The organism is Rhizobium sp. BK212 (assembly GCF_014197475.1).
GTDB lineage: Bacteria > Pseudomonadota > Alphaproteobacteria > Rhizobiales > Rhizobiaceae > Rhizobium > Rhizobium anhuiense.
This window is the reverse complement of record NZ_JACIFS010000004.1, coordinates 444,405-470,133: the sequence shown is the minus strand read 5'-3', so window position 1 is coordinate 470,133 and position 25,729 is coordinate 444,405. Positions and strand designations below refer to the sequence as shown.

Below are 25,729 nucleotides of genomic sequence, written 5' to 3'. Positions count from 1 at the left end.
CCGGACCTCACTCGGGGTTCGGCTCGCCTGATCTCACTGGGGTTCGGCTCGCCGGACCTCACCACGGTTCGGCCGGGGGAACAACTACGGTCGTGCCGGCGTTCCGATCTGGAATTAACACTGACAATTAGGCTTAACGATCGAAAACCCTTCGATCATCATAGTTTCAGTGACGATCAACGTTCCGTTTCTTGACGGACAGGGCCTCTTATAAGATACGGGTAACATATCTTGACTAAGGTGCAAGGCATGTATCGCGCCCTCACAAGAGAGATCGAAGTTGTGGTCGAACCATTCTATCTGGAGGAGCAATCCGATCCGGAAGACGACCGCTATGTTTGGGGTTACCGGATTGTCATCAGCAACAATTCCGGCATAGCCGTTCGCCTGGTCAACCGTTACTGGAATATCACCGACCAGAACGGACTGGTGGACGAAGTGACGGGCCCGGGCGTCGTCGGCGAACAGCCACGGCTCAGCCCCGGCGACACCTACGAATATTCCTCCGGCTGCCCGCTCGACACCCCCTCAGGGCTGATGTTCGGCCATTACCAGATGGAAACGGACGAAGGTGAGATGTTCGATGTCGAGATCCCCGCCTTCTCGCTGGATTCACCGGGACTGCTGCGGGTGCTTAACTGACGTGTAACGATGTCCCGCCCTTGGGAGATTGCCGAGGCCTGCCCCTCATCCGCCTGCCGGCACCAACCGGGGTCGAGACGAGTGGTTCGACCCCGGTAAGGTTAGGATGAGGGGCAGCTATCCGCGCAAGCGGGACAGCCTTGGCAAACACTCTACTATTCAGCTGGCTGAAGCTCGGCCGGCTCGAAGCGGTAGGTGGTCGAGCAGAATTCGCAGGTCACGGCGATCTCGCCGTTTTCCTGGCTGGCTTCGATCTCCTCGGCCGAAAAGCCCTTCAGCACGCCCTTGATCTTCTCCCGCGAGCAGCTGCAGCGGTCGAAGACGGCGCGCGGTTCGTAGACGCGCACGCCACGCTCATGGAACAGGCGGAACAGCAGCCGTTCGGTCCCGACCAGCGGATCCGTCAGTTCGTCGGCGTCGATGGTCTCGACCAGCGAACGGGCTTCGACCCAGGCATCGTCCTCGCCATGCAGGCGGTTGCCGGTGTCGCCGTCGCCGCCGTGGAGATCCGGCTGGCGCATGCGCTCCGGCGCCTCCGGCAGGAACTGGGCGACAAGGCCGCCTGCCCGCCAGCGATGGCGCGGCTTGCCCGCCTCGTCACGATCGAAGAGTTCGGCCGCGGCCAGGCGCACGCGCGTCGGGATCTGTTCCGACTGGCGGAAATAGACGCCGGCTATCTCCTCCAGCGAGGTGCCGTCGAGCGCGACGATGCCCTGATAGGGCTGGCCGAACTTGCCCTGGTCGATGGTGAAGGCGAGCACGCCCTTGCCGAGCAATTGCTCCGGCTCGGTTTCACCTGCTTCAATCGCCTTGTTGAGCAGCGCCTTATCGAAACGGGCATAGGCGCGGACATTTTCCGGCGTCGAGAAATCGGCGACGAGAAGATCGACCGGGCCATCGCCCTTGGTCTGCACCGTGAACTTGCCGTCGAATTTCAGCGAGGTGCCGAGCAGCACCGTCAGCACGACGACTTCGGCAAGCAGCCGGGCGACGGGGGCGGGGTAATGATGGCGCTCGAGGATCGCATCGAGCATCGGGCCGAGCTGGACGGCACGGCCGCGCACATCCAGACCCTCCACCTGAAAAGGGACGACATGGTCATCGCCGGCGAAATCAAACTGGCCGAGGGCGGCTGCAGCTTCTGCCATGGCTTTCACTCCTAGTTTTCAAGCGACAGCCCAGCGTGGCTTCGCTCGCGCGGTCGCGAGTTTGTGACTCGCGACACCAGATTATGGTTCAGATCGCGCCCAGGCACCAAGCAAGAATCGACTTCTGCGCATGAAGGCGGTTTTCCGCCTCATCGAAGACTACGGATTGCGGACCGTCGATCACTTCGTCCGTCACTTCCTCACCGCGATGAGCAGGCAGGCAATGCATGAACAATGCATCATTGCCGGCCTTCGCCATCAAAGCCGCGTTGACCTGATAAGGCTGGAAGACATTGTGACCCCGGGCCCGATGTTCCTGATTCATGGAGACCCAGGTATCGGTCACCACGCAATCGACGCCGGCGACCGCACGGTCGGCATCATGGCAGAGCATGATTTCGGCGCCCTCATTGCGGGCCCAGTTCAGATAGTGATCCTTGGGCTCCGAGCCAAGGGGCACGGCCATGTTCATGCGATAGCCGAAGCGCGCAGCCCCTTCAACCAGCGAATGCAGCACATTGTTACCGTCGCCGGTCCAGGCGATGGTCTTGCCCTTGATCGGGCCGCGATGCTCTTCGAAGGTCATGATATCGGCCATGATCTGGCAGGGATGGGTGTCATCCGTCAGCGCATTGATCACGGGCACGGTCGCATGCTCGGCAAGCTCCAGCAGCCTGGAATGCTCGGTGGTGCGGATCATGATCGCATCGACATAACGCGATAGCACCTTGGCGGTGTCGCCGATCGTCTCGGCGCGGCCGAGCTGCATCTCGGTGCCGGACAGGAACAGCGTTTCGCCGCCGAGCTGGCGCATGCCGACATCGAAGGAGACGCGGGTGCGCGTCGACGGCTTCTCGAAGATCATCGCCAGCATCTTGCCGGCGAGCGGCTTGTCGCCCTTGCCGGCCTTGAAGGCCTGCTTGCGGGCGAGCGCATCGTTCATGATGGTTCTGAGATCGGCTGACGTGACCGCCGAAAGATCGAGGAAATGTTTAGGAGCCATAGTCTTGTTACCTGTGCTGCGCCCGCAGGCGGCAATCCCTTCAAGCCGTCTTCTTGACCTTGGAGGCGCGAATGCTCTCGGCAGCGCGCTCGATGCGGGCAAGGCCCTCGCGGGCTTCCTCGGCGGTGACCACGAGGGGCGGAAGAAGGCGGATGACATTGTCGCCGGCGGGCACGCCGAGCAGATGGGCGGCGCGGATCGCCTGCAGCAGTTCGGCCGAGGGAATGGCGGCCTTGACGCCGAGCAAAAGCCCCTCGCCTCTGATATCCTCGATCACATCGGGATAACGGTCCTTCAGCGAAGCCAGGCCCTGGCGGAAGACAAGTGCGACGTCGCGCACCTGCTGGAGGAAGCCATCGGCGAGAATGATGTCGAGCACGGCGCTGCCGACGGCCATGGCGAGCGGATTGCCGCCATAGGTCGAGCCGTGCGTGCCGGCCTTCATGCCGGAGGCAGCCTCTGCAGTGGCAAGGCAGGCGCCGAGCGGGAAACCGCCGCCGATGCCCTTGGCGACCGCCATGATGTCGGGGGTGACGCCCGACCATTCATGGGCGAAGAGCTTGCCGGTACGCCCGACCCCGGTCTGGACCTCGTCGAGGATCAGCAGCAGGCCATTCTCGTCGCAGATCTGGCGAAGCGCCTTCATGAATTCGGGGGTGGCCGGACGCACGCCGCCCTCGCCCTGCACCGGCTCGATGAGAATTCCGGCCGTGGCATCGGTGATCGCGGCGCGCACCGCTTCGATGTCGCCGAACGCCACCTGATCGAAACCGGGCGCCTTGGGGCCGAAGCCCTCAAGATATTTCTCCTGGCCGCCGGCGGCGATCGTCGCCAGTGTCCGGCCGTGAAAGGCGCCTTCGAAGGTGATGATATGGAAGCGCTCGGGATGACCCTTGGAATACTGATAACGGCGCGCCGTCTTGATCGCGCATTCGAGCGCCTCGGCGCCCGAATTGGTGAAGAACACCTTGTCGGCAAAGGTGGCGTCGGTCAGCCGTTTGGCCAGACGCTCCTGGCCGGGGATCTCATAGATGTTGGAGAGATGCCAGACCTTGTCGGCCTGCTCCTTCAGCGCGCCGACCACATGCGGATTGCTGTGGCCGACCGAAGTGACGGCGACGCCGGCGCCGAAATCGAGATATCGCTCGCCGCTTTCGGTGATCAGCCACACGCCCTCGCCTCGCTCGAACCGCAACGGGGCACGAGAATAGGTGTCATAAAGCGGCGCGGCTTCAGCCATAGCGCGATCTCCCATCGATGTTATCAAGCTCCGGACTCCGGCTAAGAAAACCAGGCCCGAAAAATCAAAAATGCCGCCTTGCGGCGGCGACTGGCACTATTTCCTTTTCGCGCTGCAATGTCAACAAAACTGCGCCCTTAGCGCATGCAGCAAGCTTGTACAGCAGCATTATCCGTCCTCAACAGGCATTATTGCAGAAATGCCACGCCGGGGCAGCAAGTTGGGGAAAACTTGAAATTCGATTCATCCGGATTCATGCGACTCTTGTCACGGAGTCAGCCTCACACTAGGTTAAAGTTCAATTACTAGACTGCATGCGGCGGAACTAGTCACCAAAATTGATCAAGCGTTTCTTGTTTCGGAGCCTTCCGGGACAACGGTGAGGGATTCTGCCATCACCAACGCAAAAGGTGGAGACAGGGCATGAACTGGACAGACGAGCGGGTCGAGAAACTCAAGAAGCTCTGGGCCGAAGGACTGAGCGCCAGCCAGATCGCGGCACAACTTGGTGGCGTCAGCAGAAACGCGGTCATCGGCAAGGTGCATCGGCTGAGCCTTCCCGGCCGTGCCAAGGCCGGCGGTACCGCCAACGCCGCCCGAACGCCGAAACGCAATACTTCTGCGCCGCGCGCGCCGAACTACGCCTCACGGGTCGCCACTCGCACCGTTACCCGCCAGCAGGGCGCGACGATGCTGAAGGAAGAGATCGAGATCGAAACGATCGAGGAAATGGAATACGTGCCGAGAGGCAACGTGGTCGTTCCGATTTCCCGACGCCTCGGCCTGACGGAACTGACCGAACGCACCTGCAAGTGGCCGGTCGGCGATCCGCTGAAGGACGACTTCCACTTCTGCGGCTGCGAATCCCCCGACAATTCGCCCTATTGCAGCTATCACCAGAAGCTTGCCTACCAGCCGGTCAACGAACGCCGCCGGGCAGCAGCGCGGGCCAGCTGAGCGGGTAACATCGCCGCACATGAGAAACGGGCCGACTGGCCCGTTTTTTTGTAGTTATTGGTTCGCGCGGATGGCTGCCCCTCATCCGCCTGCCGGCACCTTCTCCCCGCTTGCAGGGCGAAGGGGATATGCCCGACCTCTCCGTTCCCCGCTGACCTCTCGCAGGGCACGTGCCCTCGCCCCGTTTTACGGGGAGAGGGTTAGGGTGAGGGGCAGACGCTAGCTCGAGCGACGTTGTCAGCAATCAGAATGGAGGCCCTCAGGCTTCCATCGAATAACCGGCGCCGCGGACGGTGCGGATGACGTCCTGCATGTTGGAGAAATTCAGCGCCTTGCGCAGGCGGCCGACATGGACGTCGACGGTGCGTTCGTCGACATAGATATCGTGGCCCCAGACACCGTCGAGAAGCTGCGAGCGGGAGAAGACCCGGCCCGGCGACGACATCAGGAATTCCAGCAGGCGGAATTCGGTTGGGCCGAGGCGGACTTCGCGGGTCTTGCGATGGACCCGGTGGGTTTCGCGGTCGAGTTCGATATCGCCGCATTTCAGCACCGTCGACAGCACCTCGGGACGGGCGCGGCGCAGCATCGCCTTGACGCGGGCGACGAGCTCGGGGGTCGAGAAGGGCTTGACGACATAATCGTCGGCCCCCGTCGAAAGCCCGCGGACGCGCTCGCTCTCTTCGCCGCGCGCCGTCAGCATGATGATCGGCAGGCGCTCGGTTTCCGGCCGCATGCGCAGGCGCCGGCAGAGTTCGATGCCGGAGACGCCAGGCAGCATCCAATCGAGGATGAGCAGATCGGGCGTGCGCTCCTGAAGCCGCATTTCGGCTTCGTCGCCACGAAGGATGGTATCGACCTCGAAGCCTTCCGCTTCGAGATTGTAGCGAAGAAGCACGCTCAGGGCTTCCTCGTCTTCAACAACTGCAACTCTCGGGATCATGCGTGTCGGTCTCCTCGCGCATGATCCTTGAACCGGGGATGGTTCAAGCAATGCACCCTGCGCAAATTCAGAATTGGCTGCGACCTCTTTGCGCGCCCCGGATGGGCGCGCACGCAAGCTTCTAGCCCGGCCGTCCGGCCCGGGCGGTTATTCGGTTACCGCGCCGACGGTGTTGGCGCTGTCATCTTTCGGACGATCGCCTTCCGGCTGCGCACCTGTCGCCATGTAAAAGATCGTCTCGGCGATGTTGGTGGCGTGGTCGCCGATGCGCTCGATGTTCTTGGCGCAGAAGAGAAGATGCGTGCAGCTGGTGATGTTGCGCGGATCTTCCATCATGTAGGTCAGGAGCTCGCGAAACAGCGAGGTGTACATCGCGTCGATCTCGTTGTCGCGTTCGCGGATCGCGTTCGCCTTGTCGGCGGAGCGATTGGTGTAGACGTCGAGCACTTCCTTGAGCTGGACGAGCGCCAGCTCGGAGAGATGCTCGAGACCGCGGGCGAGCTTGCGGGGAACGCCGGTGCTTTGGACGGCGATGACGCGTTTGGCGGTGTTCTTGCCGAGGTCGCCGACGCGTTCGAGATCGGCGGCGATGCGGATCGAACCCATGATTTCGCGCAGGTCCGCGGCCATCGGCTGACGGCGGGCGATGGTGACGATCGCCTTGTCGCCGATTTCGCGTTCGGCGTGATCGAGGATCACATCGTCGGAGATGACCTTCTGCGCCAGCGCGGTATCGCCGTTGACCAGCGCCCGCACGGCTTCGGCGACCATCTGCTCGGCCAGGCCGCCCATTTCGGAAATCCGCCTGGACAGGAACTTCAGATCATCATCATAGGCAGAATAAATATGTGTCGATGCCATGGGGCTTTATCCTCGAATAACGGAAAGGCTTGGTGACGCCAGGATCAGCCGAAGCGACCCATGATGTAGTCCTGGGTGCGCGGATCGTCGGGATTGGTGAACATCTTGTCGGTGTCGTTCTCCTCGACGAGATTGCCGAGGTGGAACATGGCGGTGCGCTGCGAGACGCGCGCGGCCTGCTGCATGGAGTGGGTGACGATGACGATCGTGTAGTTCTCGCGCAGCTCGTGGATCAGTTCCTCGACCTTGGCGGTGGCGATCGGGTCGAGCGCCGAGCAGGGCTCGTCCATCAGGATGACCTCAGGGCTGACGGCGACGGCACGGGCAATGCAGAGGCGCTGCTGCTGACCGCCGGACAGGCCGGTGCCGGATTCATGCACGCGGTCCTTGACCTCGTTCCAGAGGCCGGCGCGCTGCAGGCTGGTCTCGACGATCTGGTCGAGATCGGCCTTCGACTTGGCCAGGCCGTGGATGCGCGGGCCGTAGGAGACGTTTTCGTAGATCGTCTTCGGGAATGGGTTCGGCTTCTGGAAGACCATGCCGACGCGGGCGCGAAGTTCGACGACGTCGATATCCGGATCATAGATATCGTCGGTGTCGAGCGTGATCTTGCCGGTGACGCGGCAGCCGTCGATCGTGTCGTTCATGCGGTTGAGGCTCCGCAGGAAGGTCGACTTGCCGCAGCCGGACGGGCCGATCAGGGCGGTTACGGTGTTTTCGCGGATGTTCAGGTTCACATCGAAAAGCGCGCGCTTTTCGCCGTAGTAAACCGAGACATCCTTTCCGATCATCTTATACGGGACGTTGCTCATCTTGTGATCCAGCGCCTTTTCAACTGCAGCTTCCGTCAACATGTTCATGATGTTTAACTCCGTTTACCAGCGGCGCTCGAAGCGACGACGCAAGAGGATGGCGCCCATGTTCATGACGATCAGGAACAGGAGCAGGACGATGATGGCACCCGAAGTACGCTCGACGAAGGCACGTTCGGCCTCGTTGGCCCACATATAGACCTGTACGGGCAGAGCCGTCGAGGGATCGAGCGGCGTCGTCGGCGCGTTGGCGACGAAGGCGACCATGCCGATCAGGAGCAGCGGCGCGGTTTCGCCGAGCGCATGCGCCAGGCCGATGATCGTGCCGGTGAGGATGCCGGGCATGGCGAGCGGCAGAACGTGGTGGAACACCATCTGCATCTTCGAAGCGCCGAGGCCGAGGGCTGCGGCGCGGATCGACGGCGGCACGGCGCGAAGAGCGGCACGCGTGGCGATGATGATCGTCGGCAGGGTCATCAGCGTCAGCACCAGGCCGCCGACCAGCGATGCCGAGCGCGGCAGGCCGATGAAGTTGATGAAGACGGACAGACCGAGCAGACCGTAGACGATCGAGGGAACCGCGGCGAGGTTGTTGATGTTGACCTCGATCAGGTCCGTCAGCTTGTTCTTCGGTGCAAACTCCTCGAGATAGATCGAGGCGGCGACGCCGATCGGCAGCGACAGCACCAGCACGATCAGCATCAGGTAGAGCGAGCCGATGAGGGCGACGCCAAGGCCTGCGGCCTCCGGACGGCTGGAGTTGCCGTTGACGAAGAGGCCGGTGTTGAACTGCTTGTGAAGAGCGCCGCTCGCCTTCAGCTCGCTCATCCAGCCAACCTGCTTGTCGTTGACCTTGCGGTTCTTCTCATCGACCGAAAGATCGATCTGGCCCTTGTTGGCGCTGTCGACATTGGCGTCGGCAAGCACCGTGACATTGACCGTCTTGCCGATGATCGACGGGTCTGACATGACCATGTCGCGCAGCTGGATCGGGGCGCTCTTCGACAGCATGGCCGAGGCATCGCGCACATCAGGGCGGCTTGCGGCATTGATGTTCAGCTGCTTGACGATCGCGTCGCGCAGGAGAACCGGATAGTTGGCGGCGATCAGCACCGAAGGGTCGGTCGCACGCTTGTTGTTCGGGTCGATCGTCTTCTCCGAGAATTCGATCGGCAGGGTGATCGCCGTCTGCTGGAAGGCGGTGTAGCCCTTGCCGATCACCGTCCACAGCAGGATGAAGAGGAAGACGAGACCGAAGGTGATGGCGGCGATGCCATAGGCCTGGAACCGGCGCTCGGCGGCATAGCGGCGCTTGATGCCGATATCGCGGCGCGGTGGCGCCTTGGAAACGGTGACGCCGGCGGGAGAAACAATATCCGTCATTCGTACTGCTCCCGGTATTTGCGCACGATGTAGAGCGCATAGATGTTGAGGCAAAGCGTGATGCAGAACAGCGTGATGCCAAGGGCAAAGGCAACCAGGGTCTGCGGCGAGGTGAACTCGAGGTCGCCGGTCAGCTGGTTGACGATCTTGACGGTCACCGTCGTCATCGGCTCGAAGGGGTTGATCTGGATGCGGGCAGCAACACCGGCGGCCAGCACGACGATCATGGTTTCGCCGATGGCGCGCGAGGCGGTCATCAGCAATGCGCCGACGATGCCGGGAAGGGCTGCGGGCAAGACGACTTTCTTGATGGTTTCGGAGCGGGTGGCGCCAAGACCGAGCGAACCGTCACGCAGGGCCCGCGGCACGGCGGTGATGATGTCGTCCGACAGCGAGGAGACGTAGGGGATCAGCATGATGCCCATGACGATGCCGGCCGTCAGAACGCTCTGCGCCTGGATGAAATTCGAATAGCTGCCGGACAAAAGACCGCTGATCTGGGCGGAGAAATCGCGCAGGAACGGGCCGACGGTGACGAGCGCGAAGAAGCCGTAGACGATCGTCGGAATGCCGGCGAGCACTTCGAGAAGCGGCTTGGCGACCCCGCGCACCTTCGGCGAGGCGTATTCGGCCATGTAGATGGCGGCAAAGAGGCCGACCGGCACGGCGACCAGCATGGCGACCAGGCCGATGTAAACCGTGCCGAGCAGCAGCGGGATCAGGCCGAACTGACCGAAGGAGGAGCTGCCGGCGCCGGCAAAGCGCGGATCCCAGACGGTGCCGAAGAAGAAGTCGGCGGCGGGAACCACGGCAAAGAAGCGGGCGGCTTCCGACAGCATCGAAAGCACGATGCCGATCGTCGTCAGGATGGCGATCGAGGAGGCGAGCAGCAGGCCCCAGAGCATGACGCGCTCGACCCGGTTGCGGGCGCGGAAGCGCGGGGCGATGGAACGCAGCGCATAGAAGGCCCCAGCTACAGCCAGAATGAAGACGATCGCGGTCATGGCGAGGCGGCTCGTCATGCTCTTGGCGTTCAGCGTCTTGGCGGCATCGACCATGTAAGGCTGCGGCTGGCCGGCGAGCGGCACGCCCTTTTCGAGGAGCTTGGCCTGCAGGGCGGCCGGATCGTTGGCGACTGCCGCGGCTTCATCCGAAGTCAGCATCGTCAGGCCGCGGGCGACCGTCGCCACCATCGAATAACCAAGATCCTGCTCGACCGAGGCCTGAGCCTTGACGTCAGCAGGGAAGGCGCTGCGAACGGAGGACTGGATGATGCCGGGGCTGACGGAGAGCCAGACGCAGAGGACGATGAGGGCGGGAAGAACAGCCCAGATCGCGGCATAGGCGCCGTAATAGGCCGGCCGTGAATGCAATGCGGAGGATCTGCCTCCGGCAAGCGCCGTGGCCCGGCTTCGCGCGACCAGATAGGCGGCGGCACCGATCACCACAAGGCACAAAAGTATGATGGATGTGCTCATTCGTTACGTCCCCAAGCCCGTGGCCCCAAAGCCCGGCAGCTTCACAGCCTGCCTTCAGCTTCCAATCATGCGGAATGAATTCAACCCTGCGGCCCGGAAATACCGGCGCGAGGGATAAGGCAATGCCGGCGCGGGTTTGAAGTCACCGCGCCGGCAAAGTGATTACATGGACTTGCCGGCTTCGACGTCCTTGCGGATCGCTTCGCGCTCGGCATCCGGAGCGGCAACCAGGCCGTATTCGACGAGCGGGCCGTCAGGGCCGATCATCTGGTCGGATACGAAGAAGTTGACGTATTCCTTCAGGCCCGGAACGGCGCCGAGATGTGCCTTCTTGACGTAGAAGAACAGCGGGCGGGAAACCGGGTAGGTGCCGTTCGCGATCGTTTCCGTGGAGGGAACGATGCCGTTTACGCTGGCAACCTTGAGCTTGTCGGCGTTGTTTTCATAGAAGGAAAGGCCGAATACGCCGACGCCGGTCTTGTTGGCGGCGATGCGTGCCAGGGTTTCCGGATAGTCGCCGTCGATGTCGACAGCAACGCCGTCCTTGCGGACTGCGACGCAGGCCTTGCCCTGGGCAGCCTTGTCGGAGATTTCCTTGGCGATGACGTCGGTAGCGCCAGAGGCCTTGCAGCCGGCGGCGAGAACGTTCTGTTCGAAGACTTCGCGCGTGCCGTGCTTTTCGCCCGGGATATAGGCAGCGATATCAACAGCGGGAAGCTTCGGGTTGACTTCCGACCACTTCTTGTAGGGGTTGGCGACGAGCTTGCCGTCGACGACGACCTGGGCTGCGAGGGCCTTGTAGATGTCGGCAGGAACGTAGGCAACGTCAGGGTTGGAAGCGTCGGTTGCGAAGACGATGCCGTCGTAGCCGATCCTGACTTCCTGGATATCCGTCACGCCGGCAGCCTTGCAGGCTTCGGCTTCGTTCTTGTTGATCGGACGCGAGGCGTTTGCAATGTCGATGGTGTCTTCGCCAACGCCCTTGCAGAACTCCTTCAGGCCAGCGCCCGTGCCGCCGGATTCAACGACCGGCGTCTTGAAGTTGGTGAAGGTTTCGCCGAAGGACTCGGCAACGATCTTTGCGTAAGGCAGGACGGTGGACGAACCAGCAACCTGAATCTGGTCGCGGGCGACGGCAGCGCCAGCGAAAGCAGCAGTTGCAGCGAGCGCGGCAACGGTGAGCTTGAAGGTGTTCATGTAAATCTCCCGGCATTGGGCTTGTGTGAGTGCGGCCTGTAGAGAGGCCCTCGCAGTGCCTTTTTTCATCGGCGAGACTCTCTTAGCGGTTTAAGCACCGTCCTTTTATGTCAAAGCGATGAAACATTTGTGACAGCTTAAGCTGCTGATTTATAACGGATAATTTTGAGCACGCCGATCAATCGTGTCGGCGGACGGCAAAGTCCGGCGACCAATCCACCTTACGTTGTAGAAATCGGCTTCATATCCTGATGGGGAGACGGCGGCTTTCCGCACTACATCCTTTCACCAAGGTTGTTCCGTGTGATTTGCCCCTCACCCTAACCCTCTCCCCTTAAACGTGGCGAGGGGACATGCCCTGTCAAAAGCGCACGGTGAAATCGGTGCCCTTGCCGACTTCGGATTTGACGATCAGCCGTGCGCGGTGGCGGGTGAGGATGTGTTTGACGATGGCCAGGCCGAGGCCGGTGCCCTTCTTCGAGCGGCTATCCTCGATGCTGACGCGATAGAAGCGCTCGGTCAGGCGCGGCACATGCTCGGCCGGAATGCCCGGACCCTTGTCGACGATACTGACCTCGACCGGCTGGCCGGTGCCGTTCTTCAACCAGACGTCGACGATCTCGCCCTCCTGGCCGTATTTGCAGGCGTTTTCCATCAGGTTCTCGAAGACTTGGACAAGCTCGTCGCGGTCTCCCAGCACCTCGACCTTGCCCTCGGGCAGATGCAGGTTGATGTCGACGCCGACATCCCTTGCCAGCGGCGCCAGGGAATCCCTGACATGGCCGAGCAGCGGCACCAGGTCGATCTTCTCGTCCGGCGCGATGTGCGATTTCAGCTCCAGGCGGGAGAGCGACAGCAGGTCGTCGACCAGCCTGCTCATCCGCGTCGCCTGGTCGAGCATGATGTTGAGGAAGCGCGCCTGCGCCTTCAGATCGTTCTTCGCCGGCCCCTGGATGGTCTCGATGAAGCCGCGCAGCGAGGCAAGCGGCGTGCGCAGCTCATGGCTGGCATTGGCGACGAAATCCGAGCGCATGCGGTCGATGCGGCGGACCTCGGAAATATCGCGGAAGGAGAGGATGAAATAGCGCTCATGCGGCCCGTCCCCGGCCGCAAATTCAATGGGCGCGCTGCGGACGATATAGACACGCTCGGAGGGCAGCCGCTCGGAATGCTCGATCTGGTTCGGCGCGTTGGTGGCGATCGTCTCACGCACCATGTCGAGCACGCCGGGCGAGCGCAGGCGGGCCGATATATGGGCTCCGAGCGCCACCTCGCCGAAGGCCTTTTCGGCGGCGCGGTTCTGGAAGAGCACCGAGGCATCGTCCGACAGCAGCATGACGGGGAAATCGAGGCCGGAGAGCGTGGCGGAAACCTCCGGCAGGCGGCTTGGCGGCAGCTCCGGCTTCATCTCCACCGGCGGGGCGGGTTCGGCCTCGATGATGGGCGCCTCGTTGAAAAGCGCGGTGAGGATCATCACCAGCAGAAGGACAAGCACAACCCACTTGTTCATGCCGGCGGCAAGCGCGATCAGCGCGCTGAGGATCGCCGCAAGCAGCACCGGCCGTTCGCGCCTTATGCGCGCCAACAGGCTTTTTCTCCATGGAGTTTCGTCTGGCAAGTGCCCTCGCGGCGTCGATTCGTTTTTCTTTATATTGGAACTCTGCCTGATAGCGGCAATTCATGACAGAAGTTTTCGGGCTGCCGCCCCGAAGCGAAAGGCCGCCACCGAAACCGACGAAAAAGTGCCGGCCATCCGCGAAAGATTTGATTTTCAACGGCAACTATGTTCGCCTGCGGGAAGAGAACAATCAGGCTAAGGAGGAGCTTATGGACGAGGACGTCGAAAACAGAGCCGTGGAGCTGGAGATCCGCGGAAAGAAACGCATCTTCGATGTCGACGATCCCGTCCTGCCGGACTGGGTGGAGGAAAACGCACTGGAATCCGGCGATTTTCCCTACAAGAAGAAGCTCAAGGAAGAGGACTATCTGGAGCAGCTGGAAAAGCTGCAGATCGAACTGGTCAAGGTGCAGTTCTGGCTGCAGGCGACCGGCAAGCGGGTGATGGCGCTGTTCGAGGGACGCGATGCTGCCGGCAAGGGCGGTGCGATCTCGGCCTCTTCGGCGCATATGAATCCGCGCCTTGCGCGCGTCGTGGCGCTGACCAAGCCCACCGAGCGCGAGCAGGGGCAATGGTATTTCCAGCGTTATGTCGCGCAGTTTCCGACGGCTGGCGAATTCGTGCTGTTCGACCGCTCCTGGTACAACCGGGCCGGCGTCGAGCCGGTCATGGGTTTCTGCACGCCGCAGCAATATGAGGATTTTCTCAAGCAGACGCCGCAGCTCGAAAAGATCATCGCCCATGAGGGCATCTTCTTCTTCAAATTTTATCTCGATATCGGCCGCGAGATGCAGCTCAAGCGCTTCCACGACCGCCGCCATGATCCGCTGAAAGTCTGGAAACTGTCGTCGATGGACATCGCGGCGCTGACCAAATGGGGCGATTACAGCGATAAGCGCAACCGGATGCTGAAGGAAACCCATACGGATTTTGCGCCCTGGACGGTGATCCGCGCCAACGACAAGCGGCGCGCCCGCCTCGAACTGATCCGCCACATGCTGAACGCGATGGATTATGACGGCAAGGATAAAAAGGCGCTCGGCACGGTCGACGAAGAGATCATCGGCTCGGGGTCCGGGTTTCTGAAATAAGGCTTTCCGAAATAGGCTTCACTGCCCCGGCAGGATGCGGATGGCAAAGAGGTTGATGCCGCGCGCCTTGCCGTCGAGATCGCTGTTGATCGTCAGCGTGCCCGGCGCATTCGGCGCCAGCGAGCGGTCGAACTTCACCTGCAGCAGCGCATCCGACTTTTCCCGGGTGACGTTGAAGCGATGGCGGGCGCAATTGCCGAGCGACTGGAAATTGCATTCGACGGTGACCTGGGTCGGCTCGTCGGTGGTCGATTGCAGCGTCAGCGCGATCGTCGAGGATTTGCCGGCAAGCTGCTGCAGCACCGATGACGGCACGCTGATCGAGATATTGCCATCGGCTGCACCGCTCTCGGAAATCAGGCGGATGGCGGGGCCGTCGTTCTCGGTGATCTTTTCGGTGCGCGCTTTTGGACCGCTCTGGATCTTGTCGGCGTCCTCGGGCTTGAACAGCGGGATCCAATCGGCCGAAAAACTGTTCTGCGGATCGATGGTCACCGGCTGGTCGGTGGGAGAGGCCGTATTGCCGGCGCTGTCGTCATTGCCGGTGAAATCCTCGGGCTGGGTGCTTGCCGGCGGATTGGCAACGCTGGTGTCGCGCTCGGCTGCGGTCAACAGCAGGCCCGAGGTGTGCGCCCACCAGGCGCCGATGCCGATAAAGGCCAGCAGCACGCACCAGACGAGCAGCCGCGAAAAGAATTTGCGCGGCTTGCGGCGGCCGGCCGCCCGCTCCGGGCGGAAATCCATGTTGGTGGCGCGCTGGCCGCGGGCAAGGCGCTCCTCGCCGACCGGCGCGGCGGCCAGATGATCGCCACTGCCGGCATGCACGTCGTCGAGGCTCGCTTCATCGCGGCGGCCGAAGCTCACTTCGGGGGCGCGGGTCTCGCCCGACACGGCGGGACTGTCGATATCATCCACCTCGTCGCGGTGGACCGGCGGTGCCGGCATTTCCACGACCGGCGGCACGGGCACCTCAGGCGGCCTCTGGCGGGGGTGCAGGCGGTCACGCTCCTCGCTTTCGATGGCGTGAATGGTGCTTTCCAGGCGATGGCGATGATGGGCAACGACCTCGGTGTCGGTGATATCCTGCTTGCGCAGACCGGCTTCGAGCGCCTGGCGGGCCGACTGGTAGATCCTCGCTCGAACCTCCGGATTGTCGCGATCGGAGTTTTCGAGCGCTGTTCTGATGGCCGTTTCTAATCCGCTCACATCCAGTCCTTCACCATGAACTCGGCATCGGACTGCAATCCCCGCCGTTCTCTCTCAAAATTCGGTAGCGTCAAGTGCGGCAAACCGCAAGCCTTGCAGGCCTGGCCGCGGTTGATCGGCGAGGATAATCGGCAGCTTTCAGCACATGCGGACCTTATTCTATCAGCCTTCTCAGACCTATATATTCGGGGTGAAATCGACGAAGGCATGGCAGCCGCTCTTTTATCGCCTTTTCATCTCTGTTATGAGATTGACGTTTTCGTAAACGTCAATGGAAGTGATGAACCATGGCCCTGCCCGCGATCCTGAGGGATAAACTGAGACTGCCGGTCATCGGCTCGCCGCTGTTCATCATCTCGCATCCGGCGCTGACGCTGGCGCAATGCAAGGCGGGCGTCGTCGGCGCCTTTCCGGCGCTGAACGCCCGGCCGGAAAGCCAGCTCGACGAATGGCTGGCCGAGATCACCGAGGAGCTTGCCCGCCACGACGCCGCCCATCCGGAGCGGCCGGCCGCCCCCTTTGCCGTCAACCAGATCGTCCACATGTCGAACAAGCGGCTGGAGCATGACCTTTCGCTCTGCGTCAAATACAAGGTGCCGATCGTCATCTCCTCGCTCGGCGCCGTGCCCGAGGTCAACGCCGCCGTCCATTCCTATGGCGGCATCGTGCTGCACGACATCATCAACAACCGCCACGCCCATTCGGCAATCCGCAAGGGGGCCGACGGGCTGATTGCGGTGGCGGCCGGCGCCGGCGGCCATGCCGGCACGCTGTCGCCCTTTGCGCTGATCCAGGAAATCCGCGAATGGTTCGACGGGCCGCTGCTGCTCGCCGGCGCGATTTCCACCGGCGGCGCCATCCTCGCCGCAGAGGCGATGGGCGCCGACATGGCCTATATCGGCTCGCCCTTCATCGCCACGCAAGAGGCGCGCGCCGCGGACGCCTACAAGCAGGCGATCGTCGAAGGCGCCGCTGGGGATATCGTCTATTCCAACTATTTCACCGGTATACACGGCAACTATCTCAAGCCCTCGATCGTGGCGGCCGGCATGGACCCCGACAACCTGCCGCTGGCCGATCCCTCGAAGATGGATTTCGAGCAGGCGACCGGCGGCGCCAAGGCCTGGAAGGACATCTGGGGCAGCGGCCAGGGCATCAGCGCCATCAAGGCCGTCGAGCCGGTGGCAAACCTCGTCGACCGGCTGGAGGCCGAATACAAGGCGGCGCGCGCCCGGCTGGCGCTCTGAACCGCGCCTTCTCGGCCCCTCCCCTCTTTTTTGCCAAAGCCATGACAGGGCGCTTGAAATCTTCCGACAATGGCTGTATCAGCGCCATGCAAATCGCGGGCCGCATGCTTCGGCCGTGAAATGCCGCTTTAGCTCAGGTGGTAGAGCACATCATTCGTAATGATGGGGTCGCAGGTTCGAGTCCTGCAAGCGGCACCAGCTTTCCTTATAAGCCTCTCTCAAAATCCTGCGTCTACCTTTAGCTGCCTTTTTGGCCGCTCGGCAGGCAAAATTTCAGCAATTAGAGCCTCTTCACTCATGGCGGCTGGGCTGCCATTCATCTAAATATACGCGACCGATATCGATCGAACGAGAGCAGGCTGGCGATTAGGAGTATCCATGAGGACATCGCTTTTAAGCGTCGCGCTTTTCACATTTGGTTTGTCCGCTGCGCAGGCAAAAGACTTCCCGCTCGCCTCATGTGCTGGATGGAACGGAACGCTCGTCAGCAAGACCGGCATCGATTCAAGCACAGCAGTGATGGAAGGCAAGCTCACTCGGGCCGACTTCCAGGAATATTGCAAGCGAGACCCAGGATGGGAGACAACAGCCCATGGCGGCAAACTGACCGTCAAGCAGTGCGTAGCGATGTACACAAAAGAGAATGGGAAAGACACTTTCCGTTCCACCGCCAATTGTAGCGAAGGCACCCTGTCCTTCGAACCTTCTGCCGGAACACCGCAGAGTGTCACTTTCCCACTACCAGAGAATTCAGACATATCGTGCGCTTCGGGGATGCCGCCGCTGATCGAGCAGTTCAGCCTTCTCTGCCCTCAGGCGGCGCGGGAGTTTCATTTGATGGATGACGAATGACAGGAGGGCTGTTTCAACCGCCAACAGACTGGTCAGCTATCGGGCGGGCCAAAATCCGGACAGCCGACGCCGGGTTGCCCCGCCGGTTCCGCGGAGAGCGGGACGACCGGCGAGGCCTGCCCGCAATGAAGATCGGGCCGATTGCCGCCTGACTGCCTGATGGAATGAAGGGCTCCGGGCGAGGTGGCACTCCGATCGAAGTGGCACCGGGGCCTTCGCTTCGGCCGCTCCCGCATCGGACGAAAATAACAGCTGCCGCGGGAACGGCTTTACGACTCGCGACTGCGGACGTAAAACTACCCGTCACTCCGCACTTGGCACATCGCCCCACACCCAGCCAGCCCGCCGACATTCCCGGCCATGCGGAGCACCCGAAGAGGATCGTCATGTCGAATGCAGCGCAACGCTCGAACCGCGTGCTAATCGTCGCCACCATCATGCTCGCGACCTTCATGGTGGCGATCGAGGCGACGATCGTGGCGACGGCGATGCCGCGCATCGTCGGGCAGTTGGGCGGTTTTTCCTATTACAGCTGGGTGTTTTCGGCCTTCCTGCTGGCGCAGTCGACGACGACCGTCATCTACGGCAAGCTTTCCGACATTTTCGGGCGCAAGCCGGTGCTGATCGGCGGCATCCTGATCTTCCTCGTCGGCTCGCTGCTCTGCGGGCTTGCCTGGTCGATGATGTCGCTGGTGCTGTTCCGGCTGCTGCAGGGGCTCGGCGCCGGCGCCATCCAGCCGGTGACGATGACCATCATCGGCGATCTCTTCAAGCTCGAGGAACGCGGCCGGGTGCAAGGCGCGATGGCGACCGTCTGGGCGACCTCGGCCGTCGTCGGGCCGCTGGCCGGCGGCATCATCGTCGACAACATCTCCTGGGCCTGGATCTTCTGGATCAACCTGCCGATCGGCATCATCTCGATCATCGCCTTCATGATCTTCCTGAAGGAGGACGTGGCGCACAAGCAGGCAAAAATCGACTACCTCGGATCGGTGCTGTTTTCGATCTCGATCGTCGCACTGCTCGTCATGCTGACGGAAACCGATGCCAGCGCCTGGATTCTGATTTCGCTTTTTTCCGTCTTCGTGGTTACGGGCCTTCTCTTTCTCGCCCAGGAGAAGCGGGCGCCGGAGCCGATCATTTCGATCCCGCTCTGGAGCCGCCGGCTGATCGCGACCAGCAATGCGGCGACGCTGCTCGCCGGCATGGCGCTGATCGGGCTTTCGACAATCCTGCCGATCTATGTACAGGGCGTGCTCGGCCGCTCGCCGATCGTGGCAGGCTTCACACTCACCATGCTGGTCGTCGGCTGGCCCCTGTCGGTGATGCTCTCCAGCCGCTTCTACAAGGCCTTCGGCATCCGCCGCACCTTGCGCGTCGGCAGCCTGCTGTTTCCCTTCGGCGCCTGTTTTCTTCTGTTCCTGACACCGGAGAGTTCGCCTGTTATTGCCGGCGCCGGTTCCTTCTTCATGGGCTTCGGCATGGGCCTCATCAGCCTCACCAGCATCGTGCTGGTGCAGGACAGCGTCGAATGGGCGATGCGCGGCAGCGCCACCGCCTCGATCATCTTTGCCCGCAGCCTCGGCAATACGCTCGGCGCCACCGTGCTCGGTGCCATCCTCAATGCCGGCATCAATCACTATGCGAGCGGCGAGGCGGCGGCGGGCCTGCATGAGGCGCTGAACCAGCCGACCGGGCTTTCGGCGCTCGCCGCCGATCCTGCCATCCGCTCGGTCTTCAATGCGGCCCTGCACTGGAGCTTCTGGGGCGTGGTCGTCGTCGCGGTACTGACCTTCTTCACCACCTGGCTGATCCCGGTCGGGGCCGGCCGGAAGCGCGAGGGGGCGGCCGTCGCAAGCGAGGCGGCTTCGCATTGAGCGGTTCGGCTTACGGACGCGCTCCGGGCAAACCGCTTCGCACGTCTCCTGAATCTCGTTGTCGACGAGATTGTCTCGAAATGCAGAGGTGATTTTCCGGACATGTCGGCAGCAACGCGCCCGGAGCGGTCACCACCTCCGGCATATTTCCTTACAGGGCATCCCGGATATCGAAGCGGACGATCTTGTCGCCTTCGATGCGGAAGATATGCGTGACGGTCTTGTCCTTCAGGCCATGGCTTTGCCCTTCCAGCGGCCGGCCATCGAGGTCAAAGACCGACTGGATCACCTCGACAGCCACAGTGCCATCGTCCGTTTCCGCAAAGGCGACCGGCTCGACATGTGGACTGATGACAGCCCATTGGCGTGTCCAATAGTCGCGCACGGCCTCACGACCATGAACATGGCCGCCATCCATGCCGTTGGCCCAGGCGACATCGTCGGAAAGGACGGCGAGGACAGCGTCGATGTCCCTGGCGTTGAAGCCGGCATAGACGCGCTTGAGCATTTCGACGTCATTGTTGGACATGTCATTTCCTCAATGGAGATTGAAAGATCAGCTCGGCGGCATCAAACGATATTGCCGAATGCCGCGCATCAATATACATACGTACATATATATCTTATGGTCAAGCGCAGGCAAGAGGTCAAGCGGAATGGATGAAGACGTGCTTTCGACGCCGGGGCATCTCATCAGTCTTGCGGCGCGCGGATTTGCGCGCTTGAGCGAAACACGCCTCAAACCGCTCGGCTTCGGTGTCGGCCAATTGCCTGTGCTGGTGGCGCTGCAAGATGGCAAGGCAAGCACGCAGCGCGATCTCGCGCGCTTTGCCAGGGTCGAGCAACCGCCGATGGCGCAGATGCTCGCCCGCATGGAGCGGGATGGCTTGATCGAGCGGACACGCGACCCGGCTGATGGCCGCAGCAGCCGCATCGTGCTGGCCAAGGCTGCCCGGGACGGCATGCCGGAGGCGATTGCGGCCTTGTTCCAGGGGAATGAAGAGGCATTGGCCGGGTTCACGGATGCGGAAGCAGCACAACTTGTCGGTCTGCTCAAGCGGCTGATCGACAATCTGGATCAGATTGCCAACGCGGAGTCGGCGTCAAGCGATTGCTGAGTTTTGGCCAGGCGGAGAATTTCTATTCTGGGACGGTGCTGTCCTTATTCGAACTCGTGCCGTCTTTCAGCACGGAGGGGTTCTTCAAAACCCGCACAAGCAGATTCGGTTTTCGCCTGCGCGGGATGAGATCGATATCGCTGACAAGCTTTGCGCCGCCCTTGCGCCGCTCGAGCGTGATCTTGCGGCTATGGAAGGCTTCCAGCTCAGCCCGATGCGCGACGCTGATGATGGTCACGTCGGGCAATTCATCGATCACCATATGCATCATCTTATCCTGGCTCTTCTCATCGAGTGCCGAGGTTGCTTCATCCAGCACGATGATATCGGGATGGTGGAGCAGCAGGCGCGCAAAGGCGAGACGCTGCTTTTCGCCGCCCGACAGCGTCTGGTCCCAGGGCGCCTCTTCCTCGATCTTGTCGTTGAGATAATCGAGCCCGACCTTTTCGAGGGCAGCCTTGACCTGATCCAGCGTCCAGCTGTCGGCGGCGCCGGGATAGGCGACGGCGCGGCGAAGCGTGCCGGACGGGATATAGGGTCGTTGCGGCAGCATGAACAATCGTCTGTCGGCGTGGAAATTGACGCTGCCGCTTCCCCACGGCCAGAGACCTGAGATCGCCCGCACCAGCGTGCTCTTGCCGGACCCGGATTCGCCGGCCACAAGCACCCGTTCGCCGGGCTCGATCTCGACGCGCGTTTCCGTGACCACGGCGGTGCCATCGTCAAGCGATACGGAGAGATCGTTGAGGCTGAGCATCGCCTCGCCTTCGGTTTCACCATGCTTGATGCGCCCGAGCGAGTCGCTCTGCTCGGCGCGCTCCAGCCCGTCGAGCGACATCATCAGCGAGGCGATGCGCCGTGCACAGGCGTTCCAATCGGCAAGACGCGGATAGTTATCAACAAGCCAGCCGAACGCCCCCTGAACGATGGCGAAGGCAGAGGCAGCCTGCATGACCTGTCCGAGCGTCATGCTGCCTTCGAGAAATTTTGGCGCGCACAGCAGGACCGGGACGACTGGCGCAATCAGCATGGATCCATGCGACACAAGCGTCGTGCGCATGTGCTGGCGGGCAAGGAGCGCCCATTGCCTGAGCACATTGGCGAAGGTCTTATCGAGGTCATTACGCTCCTCCTCTTCGCCGCCGAGCAAGGCGATGCTCTCGCCGTTTTCCCGCACATGGGTCAGCGTGTAGCGAAACTCGGCTTCTGCTTGATTTTTCGCCTCGGAGACGTGGACGAAATAGCGGCCGATGACCGCCATCGAGCTGGAGGTGATCGCGGCGTAAAGGACCGCAGTGATGACGAGAAAGCCGGGAATGGTGACGGTCCAACCTGCGATCGGCAGAGTGAGAGCCCCGCCGATCGTCCAGAGCACGACGATGAAGGTCGAGGCCGCCAGAAATGCGGAAATGACACCGGCGATGAAATCGACGGGTGCTTCGGTGGCAATCCGCAAATCCTCGGAAATGCGCGCTTCGGGGTTCTTGTGGTCGCCGCCGATGAGATTCAACTGATAGTAACGGCCGTTTGCGAGCCAGCGCGCGATGACTGCGCTTGTCAGCCAGGAACGCCACCGACGCTGGATCATCATGCGAACGGCGACTTGTACAGTGACAATAGCCACAGTTCCAAGCACGAGCGGCACGAATACAGCGCTCAGGAAATAGACGGTGCCCGCATCGTGCCGCTCTATGGCGTCGAATATCCCGCGGTTCCACAGATTGATTCCGTACTGGAAGCCGACATTCATGCCGATCAGGGCCAATAGCCCGATCGAGAAGGGCCAAGCGAACTTGTCGCCATCGCGGCTCCAGTAACGGCGCGCGCTGATCCAGAAACGTTTCAGCAAATAGCGCTTGCGCGCCTGCTCGGTCTCTTCAGGCGTTAGCTCCGGATCGGGTTGGATGGCATCTGGCGGCAGCGCAACTTCGACAGTCGATGCCTTCTCCTGGCGCGACTTCTCGGCACCGTCCGGCTCGGTGCCGTCGACCGATTTCGGTTTCAATTTAGCGTCGGTCATGTCAGCGATAACGGCTTACAAATCAAAAGGTTTCATAGGACCCATGGCTGTCCGGTTTGCAGCGATGGCTGCCCCTAACCCTAACCTACCGGGGTCGAAGGAACGCGGCATGTCCGAAATGTGGGTGGGAAACGGAGAGGACGCGGCATGTCCTCTTCTCCCCTCGGGGAGAAGAGGGAATCGAGACGTTGCAGAACCCAGACTTCCCGAAATTATGCTCCCCACCTCACGCAGTTTCACTGGCAATCTGCGGCAGGGATTGCAGCAGGGTCTGGCGGGCGGAGTGCAGATGCGCGCGGCAGGCGGTTTCGATTGCCGCCTGGTCGCCGGATTCCAGGGCTGCGATATAATCCAGATGTTCGTGGATGGCGCGTTCGTTGCGCTGGCGGGCGGCGGTCTTGTTCCACTGGTAGTGATAGTGGAAAACGATGGCGATGGCGTCGTAGAAATCGGCGATGAAGCGGTTTTTCGAGGCGCGATGGATCAACAGGTGGAAGCGCTCGTCGAGGACGGAGAAGTCCTTGAAGCGCTGGTTGATGTCGGCAAGCATGGCGTGATGTTCGTCGCGCATGGCGGCGAGATCGATCCAGGCCTGGTGGTCGCGCGGAAGCCGGCCGAATTCGGCGGCGGAGTGCAGCTCGAACATCTCGCGCACATCGGCGAGCTCGAGGGCGAATTCGCGGGTGAAGCCCTTGAGCGTCCAATGGCTGTTCGGCCGTTTCTCGATGAGGCCGAAGCGGGAGAAGCGGATCAGGAATTCGCGCACGCTTGTTGTGCCGGTGCCGATCTCGCGGGCTAGCTCCAATTCGTTGATCTGCATGCCGGGGGCTGCATCATCGGCAAGGATGCGCTGCATGAAGCTGCGCTCGATGATGTCGTGCAGAGAGTCGGTTTCTTCCGAGGGAAAGAGGTCGCGGTCCGTCGGCTGGCGCAGCACGATCTTCTGGCGCTTGTTCCAGCGGATGATGCCTTCTTCGCTGAGCCGCGTCAGGATGGCGCGCGCCGTCGAGCGGCTGACGCCGAGCTGGGCGGCGATCTCCGGCTCCGAGGGCAGTGCGGTATCCGTGCGCAAGGCTGCAGCATACCTGTTGTAGGCTTCCTTGAAGACCGTATTCTGCCGTGCCACCAGACCCCGCTTTCCGCCCTCGTGAGCGCCTTCCCGCTTCACAGCAGGACAGAGCGGACCGGGGCTTGTTCAAACGACCTTTAGCTTATTTCCGGTCGCCTGCGGCTCATTGCCTCCCTCGTCCACAGGATCAATATTCCCGTTGACTTGAAAATGTTTATTGTAGATAAAAAACAAAATCAATGCGCATTCGCCGATGCAGCGAGTGTTTCCTTAGAACAGGATGATTTTAGGCCGGGTCGGCCAAAAATCTGAATCCTATTCTAAATTAAAGAGTTAGAGCATGATGTCGTCCGAAAACCGCTCACAGTTTTCGGCATCATGCTCTGGGGAGAAGAAATTGGACAAACTGCCTTGGATCATCCTTTCGGCCGGAGACAATGTCGCGGTCGCAACGGCGGCAATCGCGCCGGGTTCGACGGTTGCCGGCATCGAAGCCCGTCAGAAGATCGACCCCGGTCACAAGGTGGCGATAGCGGATATTCCGCTCGGGTCGCCGGTGGTGAAATACGGACAGGCGATCGGCCGCACCACTGAAGAGGTCAAGGCCGGCGACCATGTGCACAGCCACAACCTGCATTTCGAAAACGACCGGCTGGCGGCGACCGCCAATTCGGCGCCGGAGACGGCGACGGCCGACGACAAGGCGCGCACCTTCATGGGTTACCGCCGCGCCGACGGGCGGGCGGCGACCCGCAACTATATCGGCATCATCGCCAGCGTGAACTGTTCCACCACGGTCTGCCGGGCGATCGCCGACGAGGCGAACCGGACGATCTTGCCGCATTATGAGGGCATCGACGGTTTCGTGCCGATCGTGCATGACCAGGGCTGCGGCATGAGTTCGACCGGCGACGGCATGAATGTGCTGCACCGGACGCTCGCCGGCTATACCAGGCATGTGAATTTCGGCGGCGTGCTGATGATCGGCCTCGGCTGCGAGGTCAACCAGCTGACGCTGTACGGCCAGAGCGGTGCGGGCGCTTCGAAGCGGCATTTCAACATTCAGGATGCCGGCGGTTCCCGCCGCGCGGTCGAGCGGGCCATGGGCATGCTGCGCGAGATCGCTGCCGATGTCGGCAAGGAAAAGCGCGTGCCGATGTCGGTGAGCGAGATCATCATCGGCCTGCAATGCGGCGGCTCGGACGGCTTTTCCGGCATCACCGCCAATCCGGCGCTCGGTGTCGCCGCCGACCTTCTGGCGGCGGCCGGCGGCACGGCGATCCTGTCGGAGACTTCGGAAATCTATGGTGCGGAGCACCTTTTGCGCAGCCGCGCCGTCAGCGACGAGGTGGCAAAGAAGCTGGACGAGAAAATCGCCTGGTGGGAGGATTATGTCGCTCTGCACGGCGCCTCGCTCGACAACAACCCGTCGCCCGGCAACAAGCGCGGCGGGTTGACCACCATTCTGGAGAAGTCACTCGGCGCGGTTGCCAAGGGTGGGCGCTCGCCGCTGACGGCGGTCTATGGTTATGCCGAGCGGGTCACGGCCCCCGGGCTCGTCTTCATGGACACCCCCGGCTACGACCCGGTCTCGGCGACCGGCCAGGTGGCCGGCGGGGCGAATATGATCGCCTTTACCACGGGCCGCGGCAGCTGCTTCGGCTGCCGGCCGGCACCGTCCCTGAAGCTTTCCAGCAATTCGGCGCTCTACGCCTCGATGGAAGAGGACATGGACATCGATTGCGGCACCATCGCCACCGGCGACGCGACGATCAGCGGCAAGGGCCGCGAAATCTTCGACCTCATCGTCGATACGGCTTCGGGCAAGAAGACCAAGAGCGAGCTCTTCGGCTACGGCGATAACGAATTCGTGCCCTGGCATCTGGGCGCAACGCTCTAGCTTTTTGTTTTACGCAAGCCCTTGGAAAACCGCTTCACACTTTTCCCGGGATTGCTCCGGATAGACA

Annotated in this window: 22 protein-coding genes and 1 tRNA gene; 9 read left to right on the top strand and 14 right to left on the bottom strand. The window is 61.9% G+C overall.

The genetic code is table 11. The features are described 5' to 3' along the window. The first annotated feature begins 249 nt into the window (after nucleotides 1-249). Complete coding sequence (gene apaG / locus FHT79_RS16975; RefSeq protein ID WP_028756223.1) at nucleotides 250-642, top strand: Co2+/Mg2+ efflux protein ApaG; 393 nt, start codon at nucleotides 250-252, stop codon at nucleotides 640-642. A 155-nt stretch (nucleotides 643-797) separates the two neighbouring features. On the opposite strand, the gene FHT79_RS16970 is transcribed toward apaG, so the two are convergent. The 3 genes from FHT79_RS16970 to FHT79_RS16960 form a co-directional block, all read right to left on the bottom strand. After that, entirely contained in the window at nucleotides 798-1,790 is a 993-nt protein-coding gene (locus FHT79_RS16970) for an Hsp33 family molecular chaperone (protein WP_183903741.1), read from the bottom strand. Nucleotides 1,791-1,878: 88 nt separating this feature from the next. Next, nucleotides 1,879-2,793, bottom strand: coding sequence for an ornithine carbamoyltransferase (gene argF, locus FHT79_RS16965; protein ID WP_183903740.1), 915 nt, complete (start codon nucleotides 2,791-2,793; stop codon nucleotides 1,879-1,881). A gap of 40 nt (nucleotides 2,794-2,833) precedes the next feature. Further along, nucleotides 2,834-4,033, bottom strand: a complete 1,200-nt coding sequence (locus FHT79_RS16960; RefSeq protein WP_183903739.1) for an aspartate aminotransferase family protein — start codon at nucleotides 4,031-4,033, stop codon at nucleotides 2,834-2,836. Between the two features lie 423 nt (nucleotides 4,034-4,456). Here FHT79_RS16960 and FHT79_RS16955 point away from each other — a divergent pair, with 423 nt between their 5' ends. Continuing rightward, nucleotides 4,457-4,990 carry a GcrA family cell cycle regulator gene (locus FHT79_RS16955; protein WP_028756986.1) on the top strand — a complete coding sequence of 178 codons (534 nt, stop codon included), beginning with the start codon at nucleotides 4,457-4,459 and terminating at the stop codon, nucleotides 4,988-4,990. Between the two features lie 259 nt (nucleotides 4,991-5,249). Here FHT79_RS16955 and phoB read toward each other — a convergent pair whose 3' ends face one another. The 7 genes from phoB to phoR form a co-directional block, all read right to left on the bottom strand. Next, nucleotides 5,250-5,933: a phosphate regulon transcriptional regulator PhoB gene (gene phoB / locus FHT79_RS16950; protein WP_003545181.1), complete on the bottom strand. Its 684-nt coding sequence runs from the start codon at nucleotides 5,931-5,933 to the stop codon at nucleotides 5,250-5,252. Nucleotides 5,934-6,080: 147 nt separating this feature from the next. Next, on the bottom strand, nucleotides 6,081-6,794 hold the full coding sequence (gene phoU, locus FHT79_RS16945) for a phosphate signaling complex protein PhoU (RefSeq protein WP_028756987.1): 714 nt from the start codon (nucleotides 6,792-6,794) through the stop codon (nucleotides 6,081-6,083). Nucleotides 6,795-6,838: 44 nt separating this feature from the next. Continuing rightward, nucleotides 6,839-7,654 (bottom strand): phosphate ABC transporter ATP-binding protein PstB, encoded by an 816-nt coding sequence (gene pstB / locus FHT79_RS16940; RefSeq protein ID WP_003556197.1) that lies wholly within the window; start codon nucleotides 7,652-7,654, stop codon nucleotides 6,839-6,841. 15 nt (nucleotides 7,655-7,669) lie between these two features. After that, nucleotides 7,670-8,989 (bottom strand): phosphate ABC transporter permease PstA, encoded by a 1,320-nt coding sequence (gene pstA / locus FHT79_RS16935; RefSeq protein ID WP_183903738.1) that lies wholly within the window; start codon nucleotides 8,987-8,989, stop codon nucleotides 7,670-7,672. Then, nucleotides 8,986-10,467 (bottom strand): phosphate ABC transporter permease subunit PstC, encoded by a 1,482-nt coding sequence (gene pstC, locus FHT79_RS16930; protein ID WP_183903737.1) that lies wholly within the window; start codon nucleotides 10,465-10,467, stop codon nucleotides 8,986-8,988. The genes pstA and pstC overlap by 4 nt, the downstream gene beginning before the upstream one ends. A gap of 162 nt (nucleotides 10,468-10,629) precedes the next feature. After that, nucleotides 10,630-11,664, bottom strand: a complete 1,035-nt coding sequence (locus tag FHT79_RS16925; protein WP_047617056.1) for a substrate-binding domain-containing protein — start codon at nucleotides 11,662-11,664, stop codon at nucleotides 10,630-10,632. A 361-nt stretch (nucleotides 11,665-12,025) separates the two neighbouring features. Beyond that, nucleotides 12,026-13,249, bottom strand: coding sequence for a phosphate regulon sensor histidine kinase PhoR (gene phoR / locus FHT79_RS16920; RefSeq protein ID WP_028756991.1), 1,224 nt, complete (start codon nucleotides 13,247-13,249; stop codon nucleotides 12,026-12,028). A 242-nt stretch (nucleotides 13,250-13,491) separates the two neighbouring features. Between phoR and ppk2 the strand changes: the two genes are divergently transcribed. Next, nucleotides 13,492-14,373: a polyphosphate kinase 2 gene (gene ppk2 / locus FHT79_RS16915; RefSeq protein ID WP_028756992.1), complete on the top strand. Its 882-nt coding sequence runs from the start codon at nucleotides 13,492-13,494 to the stop codon at nucleotides 14,371-14,373. Between the two features lie 18 nt (nucleotides 14,374-14,391). Here ppk2 and FHT79_RS16910 read toward each other — a convergent pair whose 3' ends face one another. Continuing rightward, nucleotides 14,392-15,579 (bottom strand): regulator, encoded by a 1,188-nt coding sequence (locus FHT79_RS16910; protein ID WP_168332434.1) that lies wholly within the window; start codon nucleotides 15,577-15,579, stop codon nucleotides 14,392-14,394. A gap of 287 nt (nucleotides 15,580-15,866) precedes the next feature. On the opposite strand from FHT79_RS16910, the gene FHT79_RS16905 reads away from it, so the two are divergent. The 4 genes from FHT79_RS16905 to FHT79_RS16890 all read left to right on the top strand — a co-directional run bounded on the left by FHT79_RS16905 (nucleotide 15,867) and on the right by FHT79_RS16890 (nucleotide 19,555). Continuing rightward, on the top strand, nucleotides 15,867-16,826 hold the full coding sequence (locus tag FHT79_RS16905) for a nitronate monooxygenase family protein (protein ID WP_028757465.1): 960 nt from the start codon (nucleotides 15,867-15,869) through the stop codon (nucleotides 16,824-16,826). A 122-nt stretch (nucleotides 16,827-16,948) separates the two neighbouring features. Next, a tRNA-Thr gene (locus FHT79_RS16900) sits at nucleotides 16,949-17,024 on the top strand. Nucleotides 17,025-17,204: 180 nt separating this feature from the next. Further along, complete coding sequence (locus FHT79_RS16895; RefSeq protein WP_183903736.1) at nucleotides 17,205-17,678, top strand: hypothetical protein; 474 nt, start codon at nucleotides 17,205-17,207, stop codon at nucleotides 17,676-17,678. A gap of 386 nt (nucleotides 17,679-18,064) precedes the next feature. After that, on the top strand, nucleotides 18,065-19,555 hold the full coding sequence (locus FHT79_RS16890) for an MDR family MFS transporter (RefSeq protein WP_183903735.1): 1,491 nt from the start codon (nucleotides 18,065-18,067) through the stop codon (nucleotides 19,553-19,555). 151 nt (nucleotides 19,556-19,706) lie between these two features. Here FHT79_RS16890 and FHT79_RS16885 read toward each other — a convergent pair whose 3' ends face one another. Then, complete coding sequence (locus FHT79_RS16885) at nucleotides 19,707-20,084, bottom strand: nuclear transport factor 2 family protein (RefSeq protein ID WP_097543251.1); 378 nt, start codon at nucleotides 20,082-20,084, stop codon at nucleotides 19,707-19,709. Nucleotides 20,085-20,211: 127 nt separating this feature from the next. Here FHT79_RS16885 and FHT79_RS16880 point away from each other — a divergent pair, with 127 nt between their 5' ends. After that, complete coding sequence (locus FHT79_RS16880) at nucleotides 20,212-20,673, top strand: MarR family transcriptional regulator (RefSeq protein ID WP_097543250.1); 462 nt, start codon at nucleotides 20,212-20,214, stop codon at nucleotides 20,671-20,673. A 22-nt stretch (nucleotides 20,674-20,695) separates the two neighbouring features. On the opposite strand, the gene FHT79_RS16875 is transcribed toward FHT79_RS16880, so the two are convergent. Further along, nucleotides 20,696-22,693 carry an ABC transporter ATP-binding protein/permease gene (locus FHT79_RS16875; RefSeq protein ID WP_097594938.1) on the bottom strand — a complete coding sequence of 666 codons (1,998 nt, stop codon included), beginning with the start codon at nucleotides 22,691-22,693 and terminating at the stop codon, nucleotides 20,696-20,698. A gap of 226 nt (nucleotides 22,694-22,919) precedes the next feature. Continuing rightward, a complete protein-coding gene (locus FHT79_RS16870; protein ID WP_047617273.1) occupies nucleotides 22,920-23,819 on the bottom strand; it encodes a GntR family transcriptional regulator in 900 nt (299 codons plus the stop codon). 340 nt (nucleotides 23,820-24,159) lie between these two features. Between FHT79_RS16870 and FHT79_RS16865 the strand changes: the two genes are divergently transcribed. Next, the gene (locus FHT79_RS16865) at nucleotides 24,160-25,662 is read left to right on the top strand and encodes an altronate dehydratase family protein (RefSeq protein WP_132573635.1); all 1,503 of its coding nucleotides are present in this window, start codon (nucleotides 24,160-24,162) and stop codon (nucleotides 25,660-25,662) included. Nucleotides 25,663-25,729: the final 67 nt, after the last annotated feature.